18 protein-coding genes and 1 pseudogene are annotated in these 19,850 nt (G+C 34.6%); 10 read left to right on the plus strand and 9 right to left on the minus strand.

Features of this window, described 5'->3' with window-relative positions:
- The first annotated feature begins 93 nt into the window (after positions 1-93).
- Positions 94-1,167, plus strand: coding sequence for a HEAT repeat domain-containing protein (locus L1I30_RS13800; RefSeq protein ID WP_236134889.1), 1,074 nt, complete (start codon positions 94-96; stop codon positions 1,165-1,167).
- Positions 1,167-2,600 carry a glycosyltransferase family 2 protein gene (locus tag L1I30_RS13805; RefSeq protein WP_236134890.1) on the plus strand — a complete coding sequence of 478 codons (1,434 nt, stop codon included), beginning with the start codon at positions 1,167-1,169 and terminating at the stop codon, positions 2,598-2,600. Before L1I30_RS13800 ends, L1I30_RS13805 begins: the two co-directional genes overlap by 1 nt.
- 9 nt (positions 2,601-2,609) lie before the next feature.
- On the opposite strand, the gene mnmE is transcribed toward L1I30_RS13805, so the two are convergent.
- Entirely contained in the window at positions 2,610-4,022 is a 1,413-nt protein-coding gene (mnmE, locus tag L1I30_RS13810; protein WP_236134891.1) for a tRNA uridine-5-carboxymethylaminomethyl(34) synthesis GTPase MnmE, read from the minus strand.
- Positions 4,023-4,140: 118 nt separating this feature from the next.
- On the opposite strand from mnmE, the gene L1I30_RS13815 reads away from it, so the two are divergent.
- Positions 4,141-4,479: a DUF4870 domain-containing protein gene (locus L1I30_RS13815; protein ID WP_236134908.1), complete on the plus strand. Its 339-nt coding sequence runs from the start codon at positions 4,141-4,143 to the stop codon at positions 4,477-4,479.
- Between the two features lie 75 nt (positions 4,480-4,554).
- Here L1I30_RS13815 and dnaN read toward each other — a convergent pair whose 3' ends face one another.
- The 5 genes from dnaN to L1I30_RS13840 all read right to left on the minus strand — a co-directional run bounded on the left by dnaN (position 4,555) and on the right by L1I30_RS13840 (position 9,441).
- Complete coding sequence (gene dnaN / locus L1I30_RS13820) at positions 4,555-5,673, minus strand: DNA polymerase III subunit beta (RefSeq protein ID WP_236134892.1); 1,119 nt, start codon at positions 5,671-5,673, stop codon at positions 4,555-4,557.
- 193 nt (positions 5,674-5,866) lie between these two features.
- On the minus strand, positions 5,867-7,537 hold the full coding sequence (gene gldG / locus L1I30_RS13825; RefSeq protein WP_236134893.1) for a gliding motility-associated ABC transporter substrate-binding protein GldG: 1,671 nt from the start codon (positions 7,535-7,537) through the stop codon (positions 5,867-5,869).
- A gap of 3 nt (positions 7,538-7,540) precedes the next feature.
- Positions 7,541-8,278, minus strand: a complete 738-nt coding sequence (gene gldF / locus L1I30_RS13830) for a gliding motility-associated ABC transporter permease subunit GldF (RefSeq protein WP_236134894.1) — start codon at positions 8,276-8,278, stop codon at positions 7,541-7,543.
- Positions 8,279-8,312: 34 nt separating this feature from the next.
- Complete coding sequence (locus L1I30_RS13835) at positions 8,313-8,609, minus strand: putative quinol monooxygenase (protein WP_236134895.1); 297 nt, start codon at positions 8,607-8,609, stop codon at positions 8,313-8,315.
- Position 8,610: 1 nt separating this feature from the next.
- Complete coding sequence (locus L1I30_RS13840; protein WP_236134896.1) at positions 8,611-9,441, minus strand: SAM hydrolase/SAM-dependent halogenase family protein; 831 nt, start codon at positions 9,439-9,441, stop codon at positions 8,611-8,613.
- Between the two features lie 208 nt (positions 9,442-9,649).
- Between L1I30_RS13840 and L1I30_RS13845 the strand changes: the two genes are divergently transcribed.
- Together L1I30_RS13845 and L1I30_RS13850 are read left to right on the plus strand one after the other, a co-directional pair.
- Complete coding sequence (locus L1I30_RS13845) at positions 9,650-10,603, plus strand: PhoH family protein (RefSeq protein ID WP_236134897.1); 954 nt, start codon at positions 9,650-9,652, stop codon at positions 10,601-10,603.
- Between the two features lie 65 nt (positions 10,604-10,668).
- Entirely contained in the window at positions 10,669-11,625 is a 957-nt protein-coding gene (locus L1I30_RS13850; protein ID WP_236134898.1) for a phosphoribosylaminoimidazolesuccinocarboxamide synthase, read from the plus strand.
- A 9-nt stretch (positions 11,626-11,634) separates the two neighbouring features.
- Here the strand turns inward: L1I30_RS13850 and L1I30_RS13855 are convergent, their stop codons facing one another.
- Positions 11,635-12,426 carry a glycoside hydrolase family 16 protein gene (locus L1I30_RS13855; protein ID WP_236134899.1) on the minus strand — a complete coding sequence of 264 codons (792 nt, stop codon included), beginning with the start codon at positions 12,424-12,426 and terminating at the stop codon, positions 11,635-11,637.
- 154 nt (positions 12,427-12,580) lie between these two features.
- Between L1I30_RS13855 and acs the strand changes: the two genes are divergently transcribed.
- On the plus strand, positions 12,581-14,503 hold the full coding sequence (gene acs, locus L1I30_RS13860) for an acetate--CoA ligase (protein WP_236134900.1): 1,923 nt from the start codon (positions 12,581-12,583) through the stop codon (positions 14,501-14,503).
- Between the two features lie 40 nt (positions 14,504-14,543).
- A complete protein-coding gene (locus L1I30_RS13865; RefSeq protein ID WP_236134901.1) occupies positions 14,544-15,218 on the plus strand; it encodes a hypothetical protein in 675 nt (224 codons plus the stop codon).
- A 13-nt stretch (positions 15,219-15,231) separates the two neighbouring features.
- Here L1I30_RS13865 and L1I30_RS13870 read toward each other — a convergent pair whose 3' ends face one another.
- Complete coding sequence (locus L1I30_RS13870; RefSeq protein WP_236134902.1) at positions 15,232-16,305, minus strand: DNA topoisomerase IB; 1,074 nt, start codon at positions 16,303-16,305, stop codon at positions 15,232-15,234.
- A gap of 586 nt (positions 16,306-16,891) precedes the next feature.
- On the opposite strand from L1I30_RS13870, the gene L1I30_RS13875 reads away from it, so the two are divergent.
- Positions 16,892-17,533 carry a hypothetical protein gene (locus L1I30_RS13875; RefSeq protein WP_236134903.1) on the plus strand — a complete coding sequence of 214 codons (642 nt, stop codon included), beginning with the start codon at positions 16,892-16,894 and terminating at the stop codon, positions 17,531-17,533.
- Positions 17,534-17,874: 341 nt separating this feature from the next.
- Here the strand turns inward: L1I30_RS13875 and L1I30_RS13880 are convergent, their stop codons facing one another.
- Complete coding sequence (locus L1I30_RS13880) at positions 17,875-18,963, minus strand: M42 family metallopeptidase (protein WP_236134904.1); 1,089 nt, start codon at positions 18,961-18,963, stop codon at positions 17,875-17,877.
- Positions 18,964-19,074: 111 nt separating this feature from the next.
- Between L1I30_RS13880 and L1I30_RS13885 the strand changes: the two genes are divergently transcribed.
- Positions 19,075-19,749 carry a DUF4294 domain-containing protein gene (locus L1I30_RS13885; protein ID WP_236134905.1) on the plus strand — a complete coding sequence of 225 codons (675 nt, stop codon included), beginning with the start codon at positions 19,075-19,077 and terminating at the stop codon, positions 19,747-19,749.
- Between the two features lie 23 nt (positions 19,750-19,772).
- Positions 19,773-19,850, plus strand: a pseudogene (locus tag L1I30_RS14360) (putative porin); the annotation flags it as partial.

Genomic DNA, 19,850 nt, shown 5'->3' on the forward strand with positions numbered 1-19,850 from the left:
CGTAAGCATTAAAAAGGGTTGCTATATATCGTTGGCTCCGGGCTATACATTTATCAATTAATTACTTCACCTTATTTATAATTCATGATTCAGATGAAAGATGTTTTACATAACGTCACTGCTTATTTCCCTGAGGAGTGGGCATGGATTATGAAAATTAATGCGCTTTTTATTTTACTTTTCTTATTGCTTACCATAGGTTTAATAGGTTTCATTATTTTTCTAAGAGTTGAAAAAAATATCCGAAATGATAAAAAACAGGCACAGCAATTACTTTTAATAGACTTCTTAAATTCATTTTTATTTGAGGAAGATTTTGATAAACTAAAGGAAATTGAGGATTTTAGAACAGATCACCTTAAAACTCCGTTAGAAATTAAAGTAACCATAAAAGAAATCCTGTTATTCCACGAAAACTTAAAAGGGGAGTCGGCAATTGCTTTAGAAGAACTTTTTCTTCAATTACAACTAGATAAATTTGTTTTAAATGATTTAAAAAAAGGTAATTGGTTTACCGTAGCCAGAGCTATTTATGCCCTATCAGAATTAGGAATTGAAGTGTCTGCTAAAAAGATAGAGCCCTATTTGAACGACCCGAAGAATGAGGTAAGGCAGCAATCGCAGCTTTACTTTTTAAAAGTGGCCAAAGACAATCCACTGCAGTTTTTAGATAAAACAGAACGACCTTTAACTACGTGGCAGCAAATATATATTGAAAATGCCCTTAAGAATTTTTACCAGGGGCCTGCACCAGATTTTTCTATATGGCTAGATCATAAATTGGATACCGTTGTAGAATTTTCAATTAGGATGATTGCCAGATACAATCAATTTGAGAACATTCCTAAACTTCTCCCATTTTTAAAAAATGAAAAAGAAAGCATACGAAAGGAAGCAATTCATGCTCTATGCAGTTTGGAGTACATCGAGCTTTTAAATTTGATATTACCTACTTTTAAGCAGGAGAGCATTAGTATAAAAAAGGAGATTTTGAGAAGCGTGGAACAATTGGGAACATTTGATGATCTAAAGGAAATAAAACCTATGTTAGCAGCTCAAGATTGGGAATTAAAAATAAAATATTTTAATATTGAAAAATATTTCTTTCCAAACAAAAAAGACGAGATACATATGCAATATTTGCATGAACAGGAGATGGGACTTTAATGACACCAATTTTACACCAAGTTACAGAAATAGCCAGTTGGCTTTTTTTAATTTATGGCTCTATTATATGTGCGGGTTATATTTTTTCTGCCGCTTTTTCATTAGTTGAAATTAGGGATTATAAAAGAAGAAATAATTTTGAAGATGAAATTGCCTTACTTCAATCTTTGAATCTTCCTGCGATCTCTATTTTAGCTCCAGCCTTTAACGAAGGCTTGAATATTGTAGAGAATGTTCGCTCACTTCTTACCATAAATTATCCATCCTTCGAAATTGTTATTATTAATGATGGTAGTAGTGACGATTCTTTAGCCAAACTTATTGAAGAATACGAGCTGGAAATAGAGCAGGTGCTTTATCATAGCTACATTCCAACTAAAAAGGTACGTGGTATCTATAAGTCCAGAAATAAGGCCTTTAAGAATTTGACGGTTGTCGATAAAGAGAATGGAGGAAAAGCAGATGCCTTAAATACAGGTATTAATATTTGTAAGAATAATTTAATATGCTGTATAGATGTAGATTGTATTCTTGAAAATGATGCAATGCTTAAGCTTATTAAGCCATTTCTAAATGATGAAAAAAAGGTAATTGCTTCAGGTGGTGTAATAAGGGTAGCCAATTCGTGTATCATAGAAGATGGGAGAATTATTGAAGTTAAACTTCCAGAAAAGTTCATTGCAAGGGTACAAGTACTGGAATATTTCAGAGCATTTTTAATGGGGCGTATGGCTTGGTCTCGTGTAGATGGACTTTTACTTATTTCCGGCGCATTTGGAATGTTTGATAAGGATATTGTTATTCAGGCAGGCGGCTATAATATTCATACCGTGGGAGAGGATATGGAATTACTTGTGAGAATGAGAAGGATGATGCGGGAAAGAGATGAGCCTTATAGTGTTGGTTTTGTACCAGATCCGCTATGTTGGACCGAAGTTCCTCAAAGCTGGAAGATCTTACAGCGACAACGCAATAGATGGACTAGAGGAACAGCCGAAACCTTATGGATTCATAGAAAAATGATATTCAATGCTAAGTATGGAGTGTTAGGAATTTTAAGTACCCCATTCTGGTTCTTCTTTGAATGGCTCGCACCATTGATCGAGTTTTTTGGGATTCTATTTTTTTTATTCTTGTTGTTATTCGGGCAAATTAACTGGTTAATCTTTGGAACATTTTTTACGGCAGTTTATAGTTTTGCCTTTCTCTTTTCCATAACAGCACTTTTCTTTGAAGAGTACTCCTTTCAGCAGTATAAGAAGCCAAAATATATTTGGAGGTTAATTGGTACAGCTCTATTAGAGCCTGTTATATATCATCCGGTTATCATGTGGTCAGCTGTTATGGGAAATATAGATCTCATCCGAGGAAAGAAAACCTGGGGAGCCATGAGCCGCGCAGGTTTAACCAATCCAGAAAAGAAAAAAGCTTAAATGATTGTGTTACTTTCCAATACAGAAGTTGGCAAAAATATTCCCTAAAAGGTCGTCGTTGGTGATTTCTCCCGTGATCTCCCCAAAATGATGAAGTGCTTCACGTATATCTATGGCGAGAAGATCTCCTGAAAGATTATTATTTAAACCTTGTTGTACATTATTTATGTCTTCTAAAGCGCTTAGAAGAGAGTTGTAATGCCTGCTATTGGTAACAATTGTGTTATTGTTTCGAAGCTCTCCTGTACTAACGAATTCTAATAATTTTGATTTCAATTCTTCCACGCCAATACCATTCTTGGCAGAAAGCAACTGGAGAGATGCACCATTAATATCACTCAGGGAATTTCTTAGTCTTTCAATATCGGCCTCAGAAAGTTGATCGATCTTATTAACTACTATTACTAAAGGTTTCAGTGGAAACTGATTCTTTATTTTTTCCAATTCCACATGTACCTCGTGCAGTCGGTCGCTTTCGGAACTTAACTTAGAACTATCAACTAAATACACTACTACCTGTGCCTGGCTGATTTTTTCGAAGGTTTTCTTAATCCCTAGGCCTTCAATTATATCTTCGGTTTCGCGTATTCCCGCGGTGTCAATAAATCGGAAGCCAATCCCGCCAATAGAGATCTCATCTTCAATTGTATCTCTCGTTGTTCCAGCAATATCTGAAACTATCGCGCGTTCTTCATTTAAAAGTGCATTTAATAAGGTAGATTTACCAACGTTAGGCTCACCTACAATAGCCACAGGGATTCCATTTTTCAATACATTTCCTACTGCAAAGGAATCTATCAGCTTTTTTAATACTTGCTGAATTCGACTTACCAAACTCTTAAATTCATCTCTGTTCGCAAACTCTACATCTTCCTCGGCAAAATCCAACTCAAGTTCAATAAGAGAGGCAAAATTCAATAATTCCTGACGCAATTTCTGGATCTCATTACTGAATCCCCCGCGCATTTGTTGCATGGCCATTTGATGGGAAGCCTGATTTTCACTTGAAATAAGATCGGCAACGGCTTCTGCCTGACTCAAATCCATTTTCCCGTTCAAAAAAGCACGTAAAGTAAATTCTCCAGCTTCAGCCGATCGCGCTCCATGTCGTATCAATAACTGAATGATTTCTTGTTGAATATACTGGCTCCCATGACAGGATATTTCAATAGTATTTTCTCCGGTATATGATTTTGGCCCGTGAAAAATGGACACTAAAACTTCATCTAAAATACGTTCTCCATCTACAAGATTTCCCAGATGTAGTGTATGGGTAGGCTGATCTTTTAGGCTCTTTTTACTTTTCGCCTTAAATAATGGAGAAACTATAGTAATGGCATCAGGCCCCGAAACTCTTATTACTGCAATTGCACCGGCCCCAGATGGCGTGGCCAATGCTACAATACTATCATTTATTATCATGTTGCAAAGATATAAAAGAAAAAACAGAGGATTTAATGTATTAACTGTAACATATAAAAGAATAAGTGCACTAATAAATAAAGCAGTCACTTAAATTCTAAAAAGTAGGTATAAAATGATGAGAGAAGATAAACAAATGCTAATTATAATGCATCTAAGTCAGTTACTGGACCTTGTTACCGGGGTAGGAGGATTCATTGTTCCTCTTATTTTATGGCTAACTCAAAAAGATAAGGTTTATGAAATGGATATGCACGGAAAAATGATCATTAACTTCCAGATTAGCTTATTTATCTATTCCTTAATATGTATTCCGTTAATTATTTTATTCGGATTGGGAATTTTATTATTGATAGTAATTGGACTGTTGGCCTTGGTTTTCCCAATTATCAATGCCATAAAAGTGAGTAAAGGAGAGATGCCTAGTTACCCTTTCAGTATTCAGATATTCAAATAAAAAAACTGTTTTATACAAATAATAAAGCCCGATTGAATTTCAATCGGGCTTTATTTATATAGTTGAATGCTTCTTTTAATTGTTAAGCATTACCGGCATAACAAGCATTGTGATTTTTTCACCTTCATCTAAACCATCCACAGGAGTAAGGATTCCTGCACGATTTGGCAAGCTCATTTCTAATTGCACTTCATTTGCATTAAGGTTGTTCAACATTTCGGTTAAGAAACGTGAATTAAAGCCAATTTGCATATCGTCTCCTTGGTATGAACAAGTAAGTCTTTCTTCGGCTTTATTGCTGTAATCAATGTCTTCTGCGGAAATATTCAATTCTGCACCGGCAATTTTCAAACGTACCTGATGAGTGGTTTTATTTGAGAAAATGGAAACCCTTTTTACAGAACTTAAGAACTGACTTCTATCTATAACCAATTTATTTGGATTCTCTTTTGGAATTACCGCTTCGTAATTAGGATATTTTCCATCAATAAGTCTACAGATTAACTGAGTATCTTCAAAAGTAAATTTTGCATTAGACTCGTTATATTCAATTAGCACATCAGTTTCACTTCCTGCTAGAATCCCCTTCAAAAGATTTAAAGGTTTTTTAGGCATGATAAATTCTGCTGCTTGGGAAGCCGAAACGTCTTCTCTCGAATATTTCACCAATTTGTGAGCGTCGGTTGCAACAAAGGTCAGACCTTCTGTAGAGAACTGGAAGAAAACTCCGCTCATAACAGGCCTAAGATCATCGTTACCAGAAGCAAATATAGTTTTACTGATAGCGGTTGCCAGAACATCTCCTTGTACAATAGTACTGCTAGGTTCGTTCAATTCTACTGCATTTGGAAATTCTTCCCCATCAGCATACGCCAAAGCGTACTTACCATGGTTAGAACTCAGCTCTATAGTGTTGTTGTCTTCAACAACAAAAGTTAAAGGTTGCTCTGGAAAAGTTTTTAAAGTCTCTAAAAGCAAACGGGCTGGTACAGCAATGGCTCCTTCAGAATCTGATTCTACTTTTAATTTAGCAGACATGGTAGTCTCTAGATCTGAAGCAGAAACAGTTAATTCATCCTGTTTTAATTCAAATAAAAAATTATCTAAAATTGGAAGAGTGTTATTGTTGTTGATAACTCCTCCCAAAATTTGAAGCTGTTTCAGCAAATAAGTACTGGATACAATAAATTTCATGGACGTATCGATTAGTTTTAATCACTACAAATATATCTTAATCATTCAAAAACGGAAGAACATCCCGGGATAATTTATTAACATTAAAATCTGTTGATTTTACAGTAAATCCCTGTTTTTAAAGGGCTTTTAAAATGCATTAAGCTAAATTTTGTTAATATTTATTCGGAATTATAAAAAAGCGAAGATCCACTTACTTTTTAAGATAACGTTTTTTTCTAAAGTAACTAAAGAGTATAGCTCCTAGGCTCAACAATACAAGGGGGAATAGAAGATTTATTAATTGCCATTTTATGCGCTCTTCTGAAGCTTTTTCGGTATCTAAGAAAGCAATGCTCACTTCTTTGGATCTAATACTGATGAGGCCGGAATCGTCTAAAAGATAGTTAACTGCATTTAGCAAGAATTCCTTGTTTCCGTAGGTATTACCTGTGTAGCGATCAAATCCGAGTTCTTGAGGCTCTCCTCTGGAAACTTGATTTTTAATGATATCTCCGTCGGATATCACGATCATTTTAGTGCTTTTACTATCATCTTTAGCTGCTGTACCAAAAGGTTTTATTCTATTTTTATATACCGATTTGAACTTACCTTCCAAGAGTACTGCTAATGGTTGCTCTCCCGAAGTATAACTGGCAATATCGGGCGGTGTATTTAAAATATTCAAACTTATCTCGCGAGGAGTACCTTCGATCTTTGATTTAGGGGAACTGCTTAATAAGATTGTCTTTTTAAGACTGTTCTTTAAAGTATCTATTTGGTTGGCCCACTCAAATTTTACAGCTTCAATATTATTTATAATAGGATGCGTGTTAGGCGAGGTTGTTAGCGGACTGTAAAACCAAGGGTAGGGGCTAAATTGGGTGTCACTGCCGTTTCCACTGGCTAGTATAATTGGAGCGGAGTAAATGTCATTTATCAATACCGGATTGATCCTTATTCCATAGGAGAAAAAGAAGTCACTTAAATTAAGGTCTCGAGGTAAAGCAAAAGCACTTCCTGTTGGATTGAAAAGACTATCGGTTTCCATTGCCACATTTTCTTGCAACCACAAGGCTTTTCCTCCATTCATTATATATTGGTCCAGAACAAATTTCTCCTTTTCGGTGTACGCTTCAGTAGGTTTGGCTTCTACAACAAGATCGAATTCTTTTAAATCTTCAAGAGTTTTCTGAGGATTAACATCTGTAGAATCTAAAGTAAAGGGCGCTACAAAGTAGTAAGGACGTATGGTTTTGATGAAATCGGCAATTTGCGAGTCAGGCAGCTCTCCATTTCCACGCATGATTGCCACTTTCTTTTTACGAGGAGTAACTAGCTGGTTAATTGCATTTATAAATGCATATTCCAACTGTTGTACCGAGTTGTTCACACGTTCTTCATCGGTAGCTCCCAGTTTATTTTTTAAGAGAGGGATCTTTACACTCTGTTCATTAAAGCTTGCCATTGCCCAGGGGAAAATTAGGGTTTCGCTTGCTTTTCCATTTTCCATAACACTTACTCTGGCAGGCGTCATTCCTAATTTATAGAATTCTTCTGCAATTGTGTTGGCATTATCACCTTCAGCTAAAGGGTCTATTAAATTGAAATGAATGTTTGAATTATAGGCAGTAAGTTCTTCCAGGAACTGCTGTGTTTCGTTCTGGAGTCGGCGAAATTCCGGAGGAAAACTCCCTTTCAAAAAGACATCTATTATAACCGGGCTTTTTACATTATCTAAAATGTTTTTCGCTGCGGGTGATAGGGTATATCGCTTATCTTGAGTAAGGTCAAATCTTTGATGATATTTTGAAGAAATAAAATTGACTAGCACCAAGCTTGTAGCTAAAATAAGAATGAACTTATATGTAGAGCGTTTTTTCAAATTCTAAGCTTTATTTTTTGGGAGTATAATTTTTAAATAGGTCAGGCTTAAAAAGAACCCGATCAGGCTTATAAAATAAATAAGGTCTCTTGTATCGACTACTCCACGACTTATGCTTTTATAATGATAGCTCATTCCTAAATACTCCATTCCGTAATTGGAATTTTCCAACATTTGAACATTCCCTAAACCTTCAAATGCGAAGAAACAAAGAAAGCAAAGGAATAATGAGATTATAAATGCCGTAATCTGATTAGTTGAAAGGGAAGATGCAAATAAGCCAATCGCAGTATAACTCGCTGCAAGTAAGAATAAGCCAATATAAGAGCCCATAGTCGCTCCTGTATCCAGATTTCCTGTAGGTGCTCCCAATTGATAAATTGTGAAAATATATATTATAGAAGGCAGTAAGGCAATAAAACTAAGGAGTAATGCTCCCAAAAATTTTCCAATAACTAAGTGCTGTGTGCTTATAGGTTTGGTTAACAAAAGTTCCATGGTACCTTGTCTTTTTTCTTCAGAAAAACTACGCATAGTAATGGCTGGAATAAGGAATATAAAAATCCAGGGGGCCAGATTAAAGAACGGACTTAGATCGGCAAAGCCATTGTCAAGAATGTTATAAGCTCCATTAAATACAAATAGAAATAACCCGCTTATGGTCAAAAATATTCCAATCACCAAATATCCTACAGGTGAGGAAAAAAATGAATACATTTCTTTTTTTAGGATTGCTATCAAGATCTTTTATTTAATTCGTTTAATAGTTAGGTAATCAAGCCAGACTCTCTAATTTATCTACACTCCAGGCTTCGGGTTTCTGATTGAAATGAATTTTAGTGTTCGCCCATATATTATTAAAAAGATCAGAATTTCTGTATTTTTCAAGAGCAGCTTCATCCTTCCAATAACTATACGTAAAAAATTGATTGGTATTGCTCTTGTCTCTGTAAAGTTCTAGGAAGAGGCAGCCCTCAAAACCTCGAATTTTCAATTTTTGATCTTCAAAATTTTCAAGAAATGTGGCTATAGCTTCAGGTTTAAATCCCAACTTTACAATTCTAACAAACATATTATTCAAATTTTACGGTAATGGTATCTCTTAATTCTAAACCAAAAAGGGTAGAAGCACTCCCCACTGTGCTGGGATTGCTTTTATAAACCGCCAACTCTATATATCCGGCAGAATTGAAAATAGCTAATTTTTTACCATCTTCTTCTCTTTTTTCCTTTTCCAATTTGAAATTGATAGCATCGCTATAGGTTTCGTATATCTGTTGAAATCTTGCAGTACGAGCAGTAATGGTGAAATTTCTTCCTTTTCCGGTGTTCTCAAAAAGTTTACGGTTAATGTTAGTAACCACATTTCCGTAGTTATCTATATAAAGAACATGACCAATTATCTGGTTTTTTTCAGAATTTAAGTAGGGCTCAATTTCCTTTAAATATCGTAAATTTTCTATGGTCTTACCAATCACTTCCAATGTGCCTCCACGGGCAATATGGCATGCAACTCTTACAAATACATCAAGTACGGGAAAGTTAGATTCTACGGTGTTATGAATATTAATTTCTACAATTTTCTCCGGCTTTATTTCTGAAGCTATTAGAGTTAGAATTCCGTTATTGGCACAAATAAAGTAATGATCATCTAATAAAATGGCCAAATGCTTATTCTCTGGAGTTAACTCTGAATCAATTCCAATAATGTGTATACTGCCTTTAGGAAAGCATTTGTAAGCATTTTTAATTATATAGGATGCTTCCGTAATATGAAAAGGTGAAATAGAATGTGAAATATCAACAATACGAACATCATCCATTTCCGAATAGATTGTCCCTTTAACTGCCCCGGCGAAATGATCTTTCTCTCCAAAATCAGTTGTTAAAGTGATAATAGCCATAGGCAATTGTTAATATTTTTTTAAGGTGGTGGCGTGTTATTTTCCGTAAGTTTGTATAGCAGGCTAAGATAATTTTATTTCATCCATATTCTGCGAAAAAATAGCAATTATATCTGCTCAAACCTAGATAGCAAAATTAGGATTTGTATTGGTGAAAGCAAATAAAATGTCAACTAGTATCGAAAATTAATCTTAATACTTTCAGCTTTTGAACGAACTCATCATTGAACTTTCAGAAATTAATCCAAGAGAATTTTTTGGACAACAAAACGAACACATTGAACTTCTTAAAAAGTATTTTCCAAAACTCAAACTAGTAGCTCGCGGAAGCAAGATCATGGTTTATGGAGATGAAGATATGCTGGAAGAATTCGATAAGCGATTCACCATGCTCATGGATCATTTTGTAAAGTTCAATAAACTTGATGAAAATGATATAGAACGGGTTTTAACTAGCACAAGTCAGGACGATTATTCTACCTCTGCTGAAAGCGGTCAAATTTTATTGCATGGTGTAGGAGGGAAGTTGATAAAAGCTCAAACCGCGAATCAGCGTAAGTTGGTGGAGTTGAGCAAAAAGAATGATATGATATTTGCTATAGGCCCAGCGGGAACAGGGAAAACCTATACAGGGGTCGCACTTGCTGTAAAAGCCTTAAAGGAAAAGCAAGTAAAGAAAATTATTCTTACCAGACCCGCAGTTGAAGCTGGTGAAAACTTAGGTTTTTTACCGGGAGACCTTAAGGAAAAACTCGACCCTTACATGCAGCCATTATATGATGCGCTTAGAGATATGATCCCTCATGAAAAATTAGAAGTTTTTATTGAAAAAGGTGTTATACAAATTGCGCCTTTAGCCTTTATGCGTGGACGAACCTTAGATAATGCTTTTGTTATTTTAGATGAAGCTCAAAACACTACTCATGCCCAAATGAAAATGTTCTTAACCAGAATGGGAAAGAACGCTAAATTTATTATTACTGGCGATCCTGGACAAATCGATTTGCCACGCCGCGTGATATCTGGGCTTAAAGAAGCTTTGTTGGTTCTAAAAGATGTAAATGGGATAGGGATGGTTTACCTTGATGATAAAGATGTGATTCGTCACCGATTGGTAAAACGAATTATTTCAGCGTATAAAAAAATTGAACATACCGAATAAAATATTTAATAGCACTATTCAACTAATTTATAAACCATATTCCTTATTCAGGATTAATAGTTACTATGAAGAATACCATAATTGACACTAATTTTAATTTTCCCGGTCAGAAATCTGTTTATAAAGGAAAGGTTAGAGAAGTATATCAACTTGAAAATGATATGCTTGTAATGGTAGCCACCGACAGACTTTCTGCTTTTGATGTTGTAATGCCAAAGGGGATACCCTTTAAAGGACAAATATTAAACCAGATAGCAACAAAAATGATGAAGGATACTCAAGACCTAGTGCCAAACTGGCTAACGGCAACTCCAGATCCTAATGTGGCTGTGGGATTAAATTGCGATCCTTTTAAAGTGGAAATGGTAATACGTGGCTATTTATCTGGTCATGCGGCTCGTGAATATAAAGCAGGAAAAAGAATACTTTGTGGGGTAGAGATGCCTGATGGTATGAAGGAGAATGATAAATTTCCTACTCCAATTATTACTCCTGCAACAAAAGCTGAAATGGGAGATCACGATGAGGATATCTCTAAAGAAGATATACTTAAGCGTGGTATTGTATCCAAAGAAGATTATGAGATTTTAGAGGATTATACACGTAAATTATTTCAACGAGGTACCGAGATCGCTGCCTCAAGAGGCTTGATTTTAGTAGATACAAAGTATGAATTTGGTAAAACTAAGGATGGTAAAATAGTTTTAATAGACGAAATTCATACCCCAGATTCTTCCCGATATTTTTATGCCGACGGCTATAAAGAACGACAAGAGCGAGGGGAGGTTCAAAAACAGTTATCTAAAGAGTTCGTTAGACAATGGCTTATAGAGAACGATTTTCAAGGACTGGAGGGCCAAACTGTTCCTGAAATGAGCGATGCTTACATTCAAACTGTTTCTGAAAGATATATTGAACTATATGAGAAGATAACGGGATCAGATTTTATTAAGGCTGATGTTAACGATATTCAAAATAGGATTGAAAAAAATGTTTTGGAGTATCTAAATACGAAGCAATAGCAATTTTCTTCACTTTGCTATTTTATAATAACGTATATAGTCGATGTAAAATTGGGTTGGAAAGATAGAATCATCTACTTCTCCGGCCCATTTTCCTCCTAAGGCTAAGTTAATAACCAAGTAAAATGGCTTTCTAAAAACGTTTTTTCTACCAAAACGTTTTGCGTCGTCAATATTAAAGGCGAAATAGTGATCGCCGTCAACAAAATAATTGATTTCATGCTTATTCCATTCAATACTGTAAACATGAAATTCATCTTCCGTGGAGGGTAAAATGTAATTATCGGAAACAGAGTCAATATTATTTTCTCTATCAATTGGATAATGAATTGCTCCATGAACTTCACCGGGGACCTTTCCTACAAATTCCATAATATCAATCTCTCCGCAGTAGGGATAACCCACCTTTTTGTGATTTGCACCTAACATCCAAATGGCTGGCCAGGTACCTTTTCCCTGTGGTAATTTTGCTCTTACTTCAATTTTCCCATATTTAAAATGCTTTTTATCCAATGTATTTAACCGAGCCGAAGTATAATTAGCATCTTCATAATGTTGTTTATGGGCTTCAATAATAAGTTTTTCATTTTCAATTCGAGCATTTTGTTTTGCAGACCTGTAATGTTGCAGTTCATTATTTTTTCCGAGCCCATACTCAAAATTCCAATACTTTTCATTTATTTCGGGACTGGTAAATTCATCAGACCATTCTAACTGATAGTTCTGAGCTTTTGTATAATAAGGAATGAGCATGATAAGGGCTGCTATAAGGGTGTAAATTGATTTTAAATGTAAAGTCATACCGCAAGGTTATTAATCATTTTTTTAATATACCAGTAGTTGAAAGCTTAAATACATCCGATAATATTATTTAACAAGTATAAACATTATATTATTCTAATAAATTATAGGAGCTCTCTTTTGCTGTTTAAACAGCTTTGTATATTTTTAGAGAATGAAAGAAATACAAATCAAATCATTCGCAGAATATAAAAAAGCCTACCAGGCAAGTGTAGAAGACCCTGAAACATTTTGGGAAAATATAGCCGATAAATTTCAATGGCAAAAAAAATGGAATAAAACTTTGGAATGGGATTTCACCAAACCTGATGTAAAATGGTTTCAAGGGGGAAAGCTTAATATCACCGAAAATTGTTTAGATCGTCATCTCGAGAAATTGGGGAACAAAACCGCTATAATTTGGGAGCCAAACGATCCAGATGAAGAGTCTAGATATATTACTTACAGACAGTTATTTGTAAAGGTTTCACACTTTGCCAACGTTTTAAAGAATAATGGTATTAAAAAAGGGGATAAAGTATGTTTGTACATGCCTATGATACCTGAACTTGCAATAGCAATGTTGGCATGTGCGCGTATTGGAGCGGTGCATTCTATAGTTTTTGCCGGTTTTTCAAGTACCGCAATTGCCAGTAGAATTAATGATTCTGACTGCAAAATGCTTATAACGGCAAATCAGGTTTATCGTGGGTCTAAACCGGTAAACTTAAAGGAGATTTGTGATGAAGCATTAAGGTCCACTCCGTCTATCGAAACGGTAATAGTTTACAGAAGAACTGTAGAGCATACCCCAATGCTGGAAGGAAGGGATAAATTCTGGTTTGAGGAATTGGAGAAAGTGGAGCGTGATTGTCCGGCAGAAACTATGGATGCCGAAGATATGCTCTTCATATTATATACTTCCGGATCTACCGGTAAACCAAAAGGTATGGTTCATACCACCGGAGGTTATATGGTGGGAACAACTTATACCTTTGCAAATGTATTTCAATATAACCATGGAACTTCCAAAGAAAACGATGTTTACTGGTGTACAGCAGATATAGGTTGGATTACGGGTCATTCTTACATTATATATGGTCCCTTAGCGGCCGGAGCCACGACCGTAATGTTTGAAGGGGTTCCCAGTTACCCAGATTATGGGAGGTTTTGGGAGATCATTGATAAATTAAAAGTAACCCATTTCTATACGGCTCCAACAGCGATTAGAGCATTGGCTAAACAGCCAATTCAATTTGTTGAAAAAAGCGATCTTTCATCACTAAAGGTTCTTGGATCTGTAGGGGAACCAATAAATGAGGAGGCCTGGCATTGGTATAATGATATGATAGGAAAAGGGAATTGTCCAATTGTGGACACTTGGTGGCAAACCGAGACAGGAGCTATTATGATATCACCTTTAGCAGGAATTACTCCTACCAGGCCGGCTTTTGCTACATTACCTTTGCCAGGTGTTCAGCCAGCTTTAATAGATGAAGAAGGAGTGGAAATGGAGAATATTCATGAAAAGGCTGAAGGGCGCTTAGCGATTAAATTTCCTTGGCCTTCTATGGCAAGAACTATTTATGGTGATCATCAGAGGTACAAAGAAGTTTATTTTTCTGCTTATCCCAATATGTACTTTACGGGAGATGGAGCGTATAGAGATGCTACCGGTAACTACAGGATTACTGGTAGAGTAGATGATGTTGTAATTGTCTCGGGTCATAACTTAGGAACGGCTCCAATTGAAAATGCCATAAATGAGCATCCAAAAGTTGCAGAGAGTGCAGTGGTTGGATTTCCACATGATATTAAGGGAAATGCACTGTATGCTTATGTTATTCTTTATAATGATGTAGAACCATCTGAGGTATTGAAAGATGAGATCAAAGCAGAAGTGTCTAAAATAATTGGTCCCATTGCCAAACCTGATAAGATTCAGTTCGTAAGCAGTCTTCCAAAAACGCGAAGTGGTAAAATTATGAGGCGAATTCTAAGAAAGATTGCTTCGAACGATACTTCAAATCTTGGAGATACTTCTACATTGCTGAATCCTGAAATAATTGATGAGATAATTGATCGATCATTGGTTTAGTGGTCTGATAGTTGATGGCAGTTTAATAAATAACTTAAATATGAAAATAAAAATTATAACAGCGGTATTTCTAACTCTAACCTTCATAGGTTATTCACAAGGTTTTAATCCATTTGACGCTGGAAACTCTAGAAATCAGATTCAGACAAAATCATCTATAACTAATGATTTAGAAGGTTCTCCATATTTCGAGGATCAATTTTCTCCGGGAATTATCCAAGAAGAAGGGGTTAAAAACCAAACCGCTTATATTAGATACAATGTTGTAGATGACCAAATAGAAGTAAAAGTTGGCCCCTCTCAAACTGAGATCTATATTTTACCAAGACAACAAAAATTCACATATAAATTAAAAGACTATTATTATGCATTAGGTTCATATAAGGTAAAGGACGTAGGTGTGATCAATGGATTTATAATAAATTATTATTCATCCGATAATATTATTTTTATAGCCAAACCAAGCTCAAAAGTTATTCCTGGTCAAATTGCGAAAACAGGTTATGAAAAAGCAAAACCAGCAACCTTAGATATAGATGTTAATTATTATATAGGCCAACCTGGTTCTACCTTTGAAGAAGTGAGATTAAAGGAAAAGGATTTTAAGAAGTTATTGGGGGATAAGAAGGGGATGAAAGAATATTTTGATAATAATAGAATAAAGGATATTGAAGATGTTGTCAACATGTTGAAATATTATGATACCATTAAATAAGTTTTTAGAGTACTTATTTAGTTGCATGCTCTCTAAAAATATTTAACATCACTTTTTCTGAACATGATAAGGAAGAATAATCTTTGGATTTTTCTTCCTTTATTTTTTTGAAATGATTTACAATGTCTCCTTCTTCATATGATTTCATTAGGTAGGGGTGAACGTAATAACTTCTGCACACTGTACGAGTGTTTCCTAAGCCGGTTGCTGCAGCATCTAAGGCTGTTATTATATTTTTTTTATTTTCTTTTTCTTCCGGGACATGCCCCACCTCGTGTAAAGTTTCAAAGAAAATTTTTGAAGCAGCCCAAGTTCTGAAATCTTTTGCAGAAAAAATATCTCCGCTTATCTCATGAATATATTCGTTTATCATGCCACTATCAACAACTTGTTTTTCCCCATATTCATCAAAAAATTTAAAAAGTTCCCATCCCGGAATTTCTTCACATTGATTTACTAGTTTAATAAGTTTTTTATTTCGAATGCTCACAGAGTGTTCCTTTCCTTTTTTTCCAACAAACTCGAATTTCATTTTATTCTTAGAAGTTATTACATGTCGAGTACGCAACGTTGAAAGGCCATAAGTCTTATTCTTTTTTGCATAATAATCATTTCCAATTCTAATATGGGTTTCTTCCATAAGCCTAACCACCAACGCTAGAACTTTTCTTCTGGTCATTTTCGGAAGATCAAGATCTTTATCAACTCGCTTTCTTATTTTGGGAAGTTGTTCGCCAAATGCTATCATCTTATAAAATTTGGTCTGATTGCGCAAATCCGACCATTTAGGATGATACCTATACTGTTTTCTGCTTTTTTCATCCAATCCAATAACCTGTAAATGCCCATTTTTATGATGGGCGATTTTTACGTCTCTCCATGCAGGAGGAATCACCAGACTCTTGAATCTTTCTATTTCCTTCCTATCAGAAATCTTTTTATCTTTCCTGTAATATATAAAGCCCTTTCCATGCTTTTTTCTGAAAATGGAAAGTTGATGTTCTTTTAAATATATAAGATTAGCCATAGATGCGGCTTCTTCTGGATCTTTTAAAAGAGTCTCAATAGAATCTTCAGTGATTGTCATGGATTTTTTATTTAAAGATAACACGATTCAAAACAAACAAATTATAATTTTTTGTGAAAATTCGAGCAATAAAAACGCTTGCTTCTTTACAAAAGAAGCAAGCGTTTTTATTAAATAAACTTTATTCCTTCGTCGATATAACTAAAAATTTCTGTTTTTTTTAGAGCCACCTCGGAGAGTATGAATCCACAATTGCAATTATCAATAGCCTGGCCAATTAATCCATCATCATATAGTACAAGAAAATTCGGTATAAACTCCACGCTACCAATTTAGATTCCATATTGCACTAACTGATCTAACTTTTGTGCAAATGAATTCTTGTTCGTTGAAGTATTACCTTTAATTTTTTGGGTTATTCCTAAGAATGTTATTACAAAAGGAGATAGGAAGCAAGTGTTTTTTAACAATTATAACAATTTTGTCTGCAATAGTTCTTGAATCATGAACATTATATTAGGGTAAGTAAATAAATGTTAATTGTAGATTTGGTAGAAATATTAAAAATAAGTATATTAATAAACAATTTATAAATTCTCACTTCAATAAGATCGCACATGATTATTAAATTATTAAAAATACTGCTATGAAAAAGACTTTTTTAATTTTCGCATTTTCGGTTTTTCATTTAACAATGTTTTCTCAGATACCCCCTATTATAGATCATTTGAGATATTTCCCTAATGATGATCGTTATGAAGGATTTAATAAGTACGAAGGTAGTATTTATTTAAATAATGATTTTGTACTGGGTAATATTTCAGATATTCAGAATGGAACTTCACAACCTGCCTATTTAAGATTCAATCTTCTGGACGATATTGTGGAAATAAAGCTCACTCCGAATTCTGAACGAAGAATTTTACCTAAAATTGATAATATTAAATATGATTTTGGAGCTTATGCCTTAATATTAAGAGGAGAAGAAAATAATAAATCATATTATTTAGAATTCTATAATGAGGAGAATTTAAAATTCATAGCTAAACCTGAGCTTGCAGCTACAAGGAAGAAAAGCGATATCTTGGGAATTGATAATATATTGATTTTTCAAGATTATAAATATTATATCATAAAAGATAATGATATGAAAGAAATTCATCTCAAAACCAAGGATTTAAAACAAATATTTGCCGGAAATTCAATAGCTGAAAATTATTTAAAATCACATAAAGTAAATAATATAGATAAAATCAAACAATTTTTGGAATTCTATGGGAATGATTGATGATTAAAAATTAATTTATCAATTATGGTATGCGAAACTATCTTTACCTAATAGTTTTGAAATAAAGCCCTAACGCTTGCCGTTTGGAATTACGAAAAATTCAGCCCACTAGAATTAATTGATAATATATAAGAATATTTTATTTAACCTGAAAGAAAAATAAGCCATCTCAATAGCGAGGCTTGAGTAAAGTCTTCAATAAAAGTTAACAGAGAATCGTCTAATAGTCATTGAGGAATTCTGTTATAATTATAACGAATTAGTATAGATAATAAAATAATGTGAAAATTTAAATAAAACAGGTCGCTAATTAGCGACCTGTTTTATTTAAGATTAATTATTTAGTCAAAATAGCTGAAATTATCTCCTTGTTTAATGTTTAAGATACTTTCATAAATCAGTTTTATTACATTTTCTACATCGGTTTTATGTACCATTTCAACAGTTGTATGCATATAACGTAAGGGTAAAGATATTAATGCAGATGCAACACCGCCATTACTATAAGCAAATGCATCGGTGTCTGTACCCGTAGCACGAGATAATGCTGCTCTTTGGAAAGGGATTTCCTTTTTCTCTGCGGTATCAATCAATAATTCTCTCAGTTTATTCTGAACCGCCGGAGCATAGGAAATTACTGGTCCTTCACCAATTTTCGCATACCCATTCGTTTTTTTCTCGATCATAGGCGTAGTGGTGTCATGAGTAACGTCGGTTACAATTGCTACATTGGGTTTAATGCGTTGAGTAATCATTTCGGCACCTCGTAACCCAATTTCTTCCTGTACCGAGTTGGTGATATAAAGACCAAAAGGAAGTTTTTTCTTATTCTCCTTTAATAGTCGTGCAACCTGAGCGATCATAAAACCTCCCATTCTATTATCTAAAGCTCGACATACAAATTTGTTTTCATTGAGAATAAAAAATTCATCGGGATAGGTGATAACACAACCTACATGTACTCCAAGTTCTTCCACTTCATCTTTGCTCGTGCACCCTACATCTATAGTGATATTATCAAGTTTAGGAGCTTCTTCTTTCTCTTTACTTCGGGTATGAATGGCTGGCCATCCAAATACACCCTGAACAATACCTCTCTTCGTGTGAATGTTCACTCGTTTAGAGGGGGCGATTTGATGATCACTTCCTCCATTTCTAATTACATATATCAATCCGTCATCGGTAATGTAATTCACATACCACGATATCTCATCGGCATGTCCTTCAATAACTACCTTGAACTCGGCATCAGGGTTAATAACTCCAACAGCAGTACCATAAGTATCAGTTATAAATTCATCAACATAAGGCTTTAGATAATCCATCCATATTTTCTGACCTTCCCATTCATAACCAGTTGGTGAAGCATTATTCAGATATTTTTCTAGAAAATCTATTGATTTCTTATCTAATAATTCGTCGTGTTTCATAATATAATTTTTCACGAATTTACTAAGAATTAAATGTATGACAAGACCATTAATTGTAAATTTGGAATGGTTTTGGTTTATGATAAATTGAATTTTAAAAAAAATATACGTTTGAAGCTATATTATACATTGCTGCTATTCTTTGTATTATTCAGTATACAGGCTCAACAATTGGAGCCTGTTCAGGATACTCTCCAAAGTGAATATTTCATTATAGAAGGAGATACGGTTATGAGGGAATCCATAACTTTAGACGAGGTGCGTATCTTAGGGAAAGTGAAGTTTGCTTCTAATGCCGATAGGAGGGCTTACCTTATTTTAAGAAGAAAAACAAGAAAGGTTTACCCTTATGCAAAATTGGCGTCTGAAAGGTTGACAGAGCTTAATTCGCGGCTCGATCAAATAAAGACAAAGAGAGCACAAAAGAAATATACCAAAATTGTTCAAAACTATATTGAAGATCAATTTGCGGCCGAATTGAAGAAACTCACTCATACAGAAGGGCAGATCTTAGTAAAGCTTATTCATAGACAAACCGGAATTACTACGTACAGCCTGATTAAAAATTTAAAAAGCGGATGGCGGGCCTTTTGGTACAATACCACCGCTAGTCTTTTTGAAATATCTTTAAAAGAAGAATATCACCCTGAAGCTGTTAAGGAAGATTATATGATAGAAGATATTTTGCAGCGTTCCTTTCAATCTGGAATTTTAGAGCCTCAATCTAGCACTTTAGACTTTGATTTTATTGAACTCACTAATAAATGGACAGGCCGGTATCGATAGTGGGTGAACTCTATATATAGTATAACAACAATTTCTCTGCTCCATTATACCCTTACCGCGACTTCCTAGTCCGCTTCGGTTTGGTATGGGATTTCTTTTTA

This window comes from Gillisia lutea, from assembly GCF_021568705.1.
GTDB classification, from domain to species: Bacteria; Bacteroidota; Bacteroidia; order Flavobacteriales; family Flavobacteriaceae; genus Gillisia; species Gillisia lutea.

Coding starts and splice junctions, on each gene's coding strand:
- L1I30_RS13800 (WP_236134889.1), top strand. CDS start 94: ATGAAAGATGTTTTACATAACGTCACTGCTTATTTCCCTGAGGAGTGG.
- L1I30_RS13805 (WP_236134890.1), top strand. CDS start 1,167: ATGACACCAATTTTACACCAAGTTACAGAAATAGCCAGTTGGCTTTTT.
- mnmE (WP_236134891.1), bottom strand. CDS start 4,022: ATGATAATAAATGATAGTATTGTAGCATTGGCCACGCCATCTGGGGCC.
- L1I30_RS13815 (WP_236134908.1), top strand. CDS start 4,141: ATGAGAGAAGATAAACAAATGCTAATTATAATGCATCTAAGTCAGTTA.
- dnaN (WP_236134892.1), bottom strand. CDS start 5,673: ATGAAATTTATTGTATCCAGTACTTATTTGCTGAAACAGCTTCAAATT.
- L1I30_RS13835 (WP_236134895.1), bottom strand. CDS start 8,609: ATGTTTGTTAGAATTGTAAAGTTGGGATTTAAACCTGAAGCTATAGCC.
- L1I30_RS13840 (WP_236134896.1), bottom strand. CDS start 9,441: ATGGCTATTATCACTTTAACAACTGATTTTGGAGAGAAAGATCATTTC.
- L1I30_RS13850 (WP_236134898.1), top strand. CDS start 10,669: ATGAAGAATACCATAATTGACACTAATTTTAATTTTCCCGGTCAGAAA.
- L1I30_RS13855 (WP_236134899.1), bottom strand. CDS start 12,426: ATGACTTTACATTTAAAATCAATTTACACCCTTATAGCAGCCCTTATC.
- acs (WP_236134900.1), top strand. CDS start 12,581: ATGAAAGAAATACAAATCAAATCATTCGCAGAATATAAAAAAGCCTAC.
- L1I30_RS13865 (WP_236134901.1), top strand. CDS start 14,544: ATGAAAATAAAAATTATAACAGCGGTATTTCTAACTCTAACCTTCATA.
- L1I30_RS13870 (WP_236134902.1), bottom strand. CDS start 16,305: ATGACAATCACTGAAGATTCTATTGAGACTCTTTTAAAAGATCCAGAA.
- L1I30_RS13875 (WP_236134903.1), top strand. CDS start 16,892: ATGAAAAAGACTTTTTTAATTTTCGCATTTTCGGTTTTTCATTTAACA.
- L1I30_RS13880 (WP_236134904.1), bottom strand. CDS start 18,963: ATGAAACACGACGAATTATTAGATAAGAAATCAATAGATTTTCTAGAA.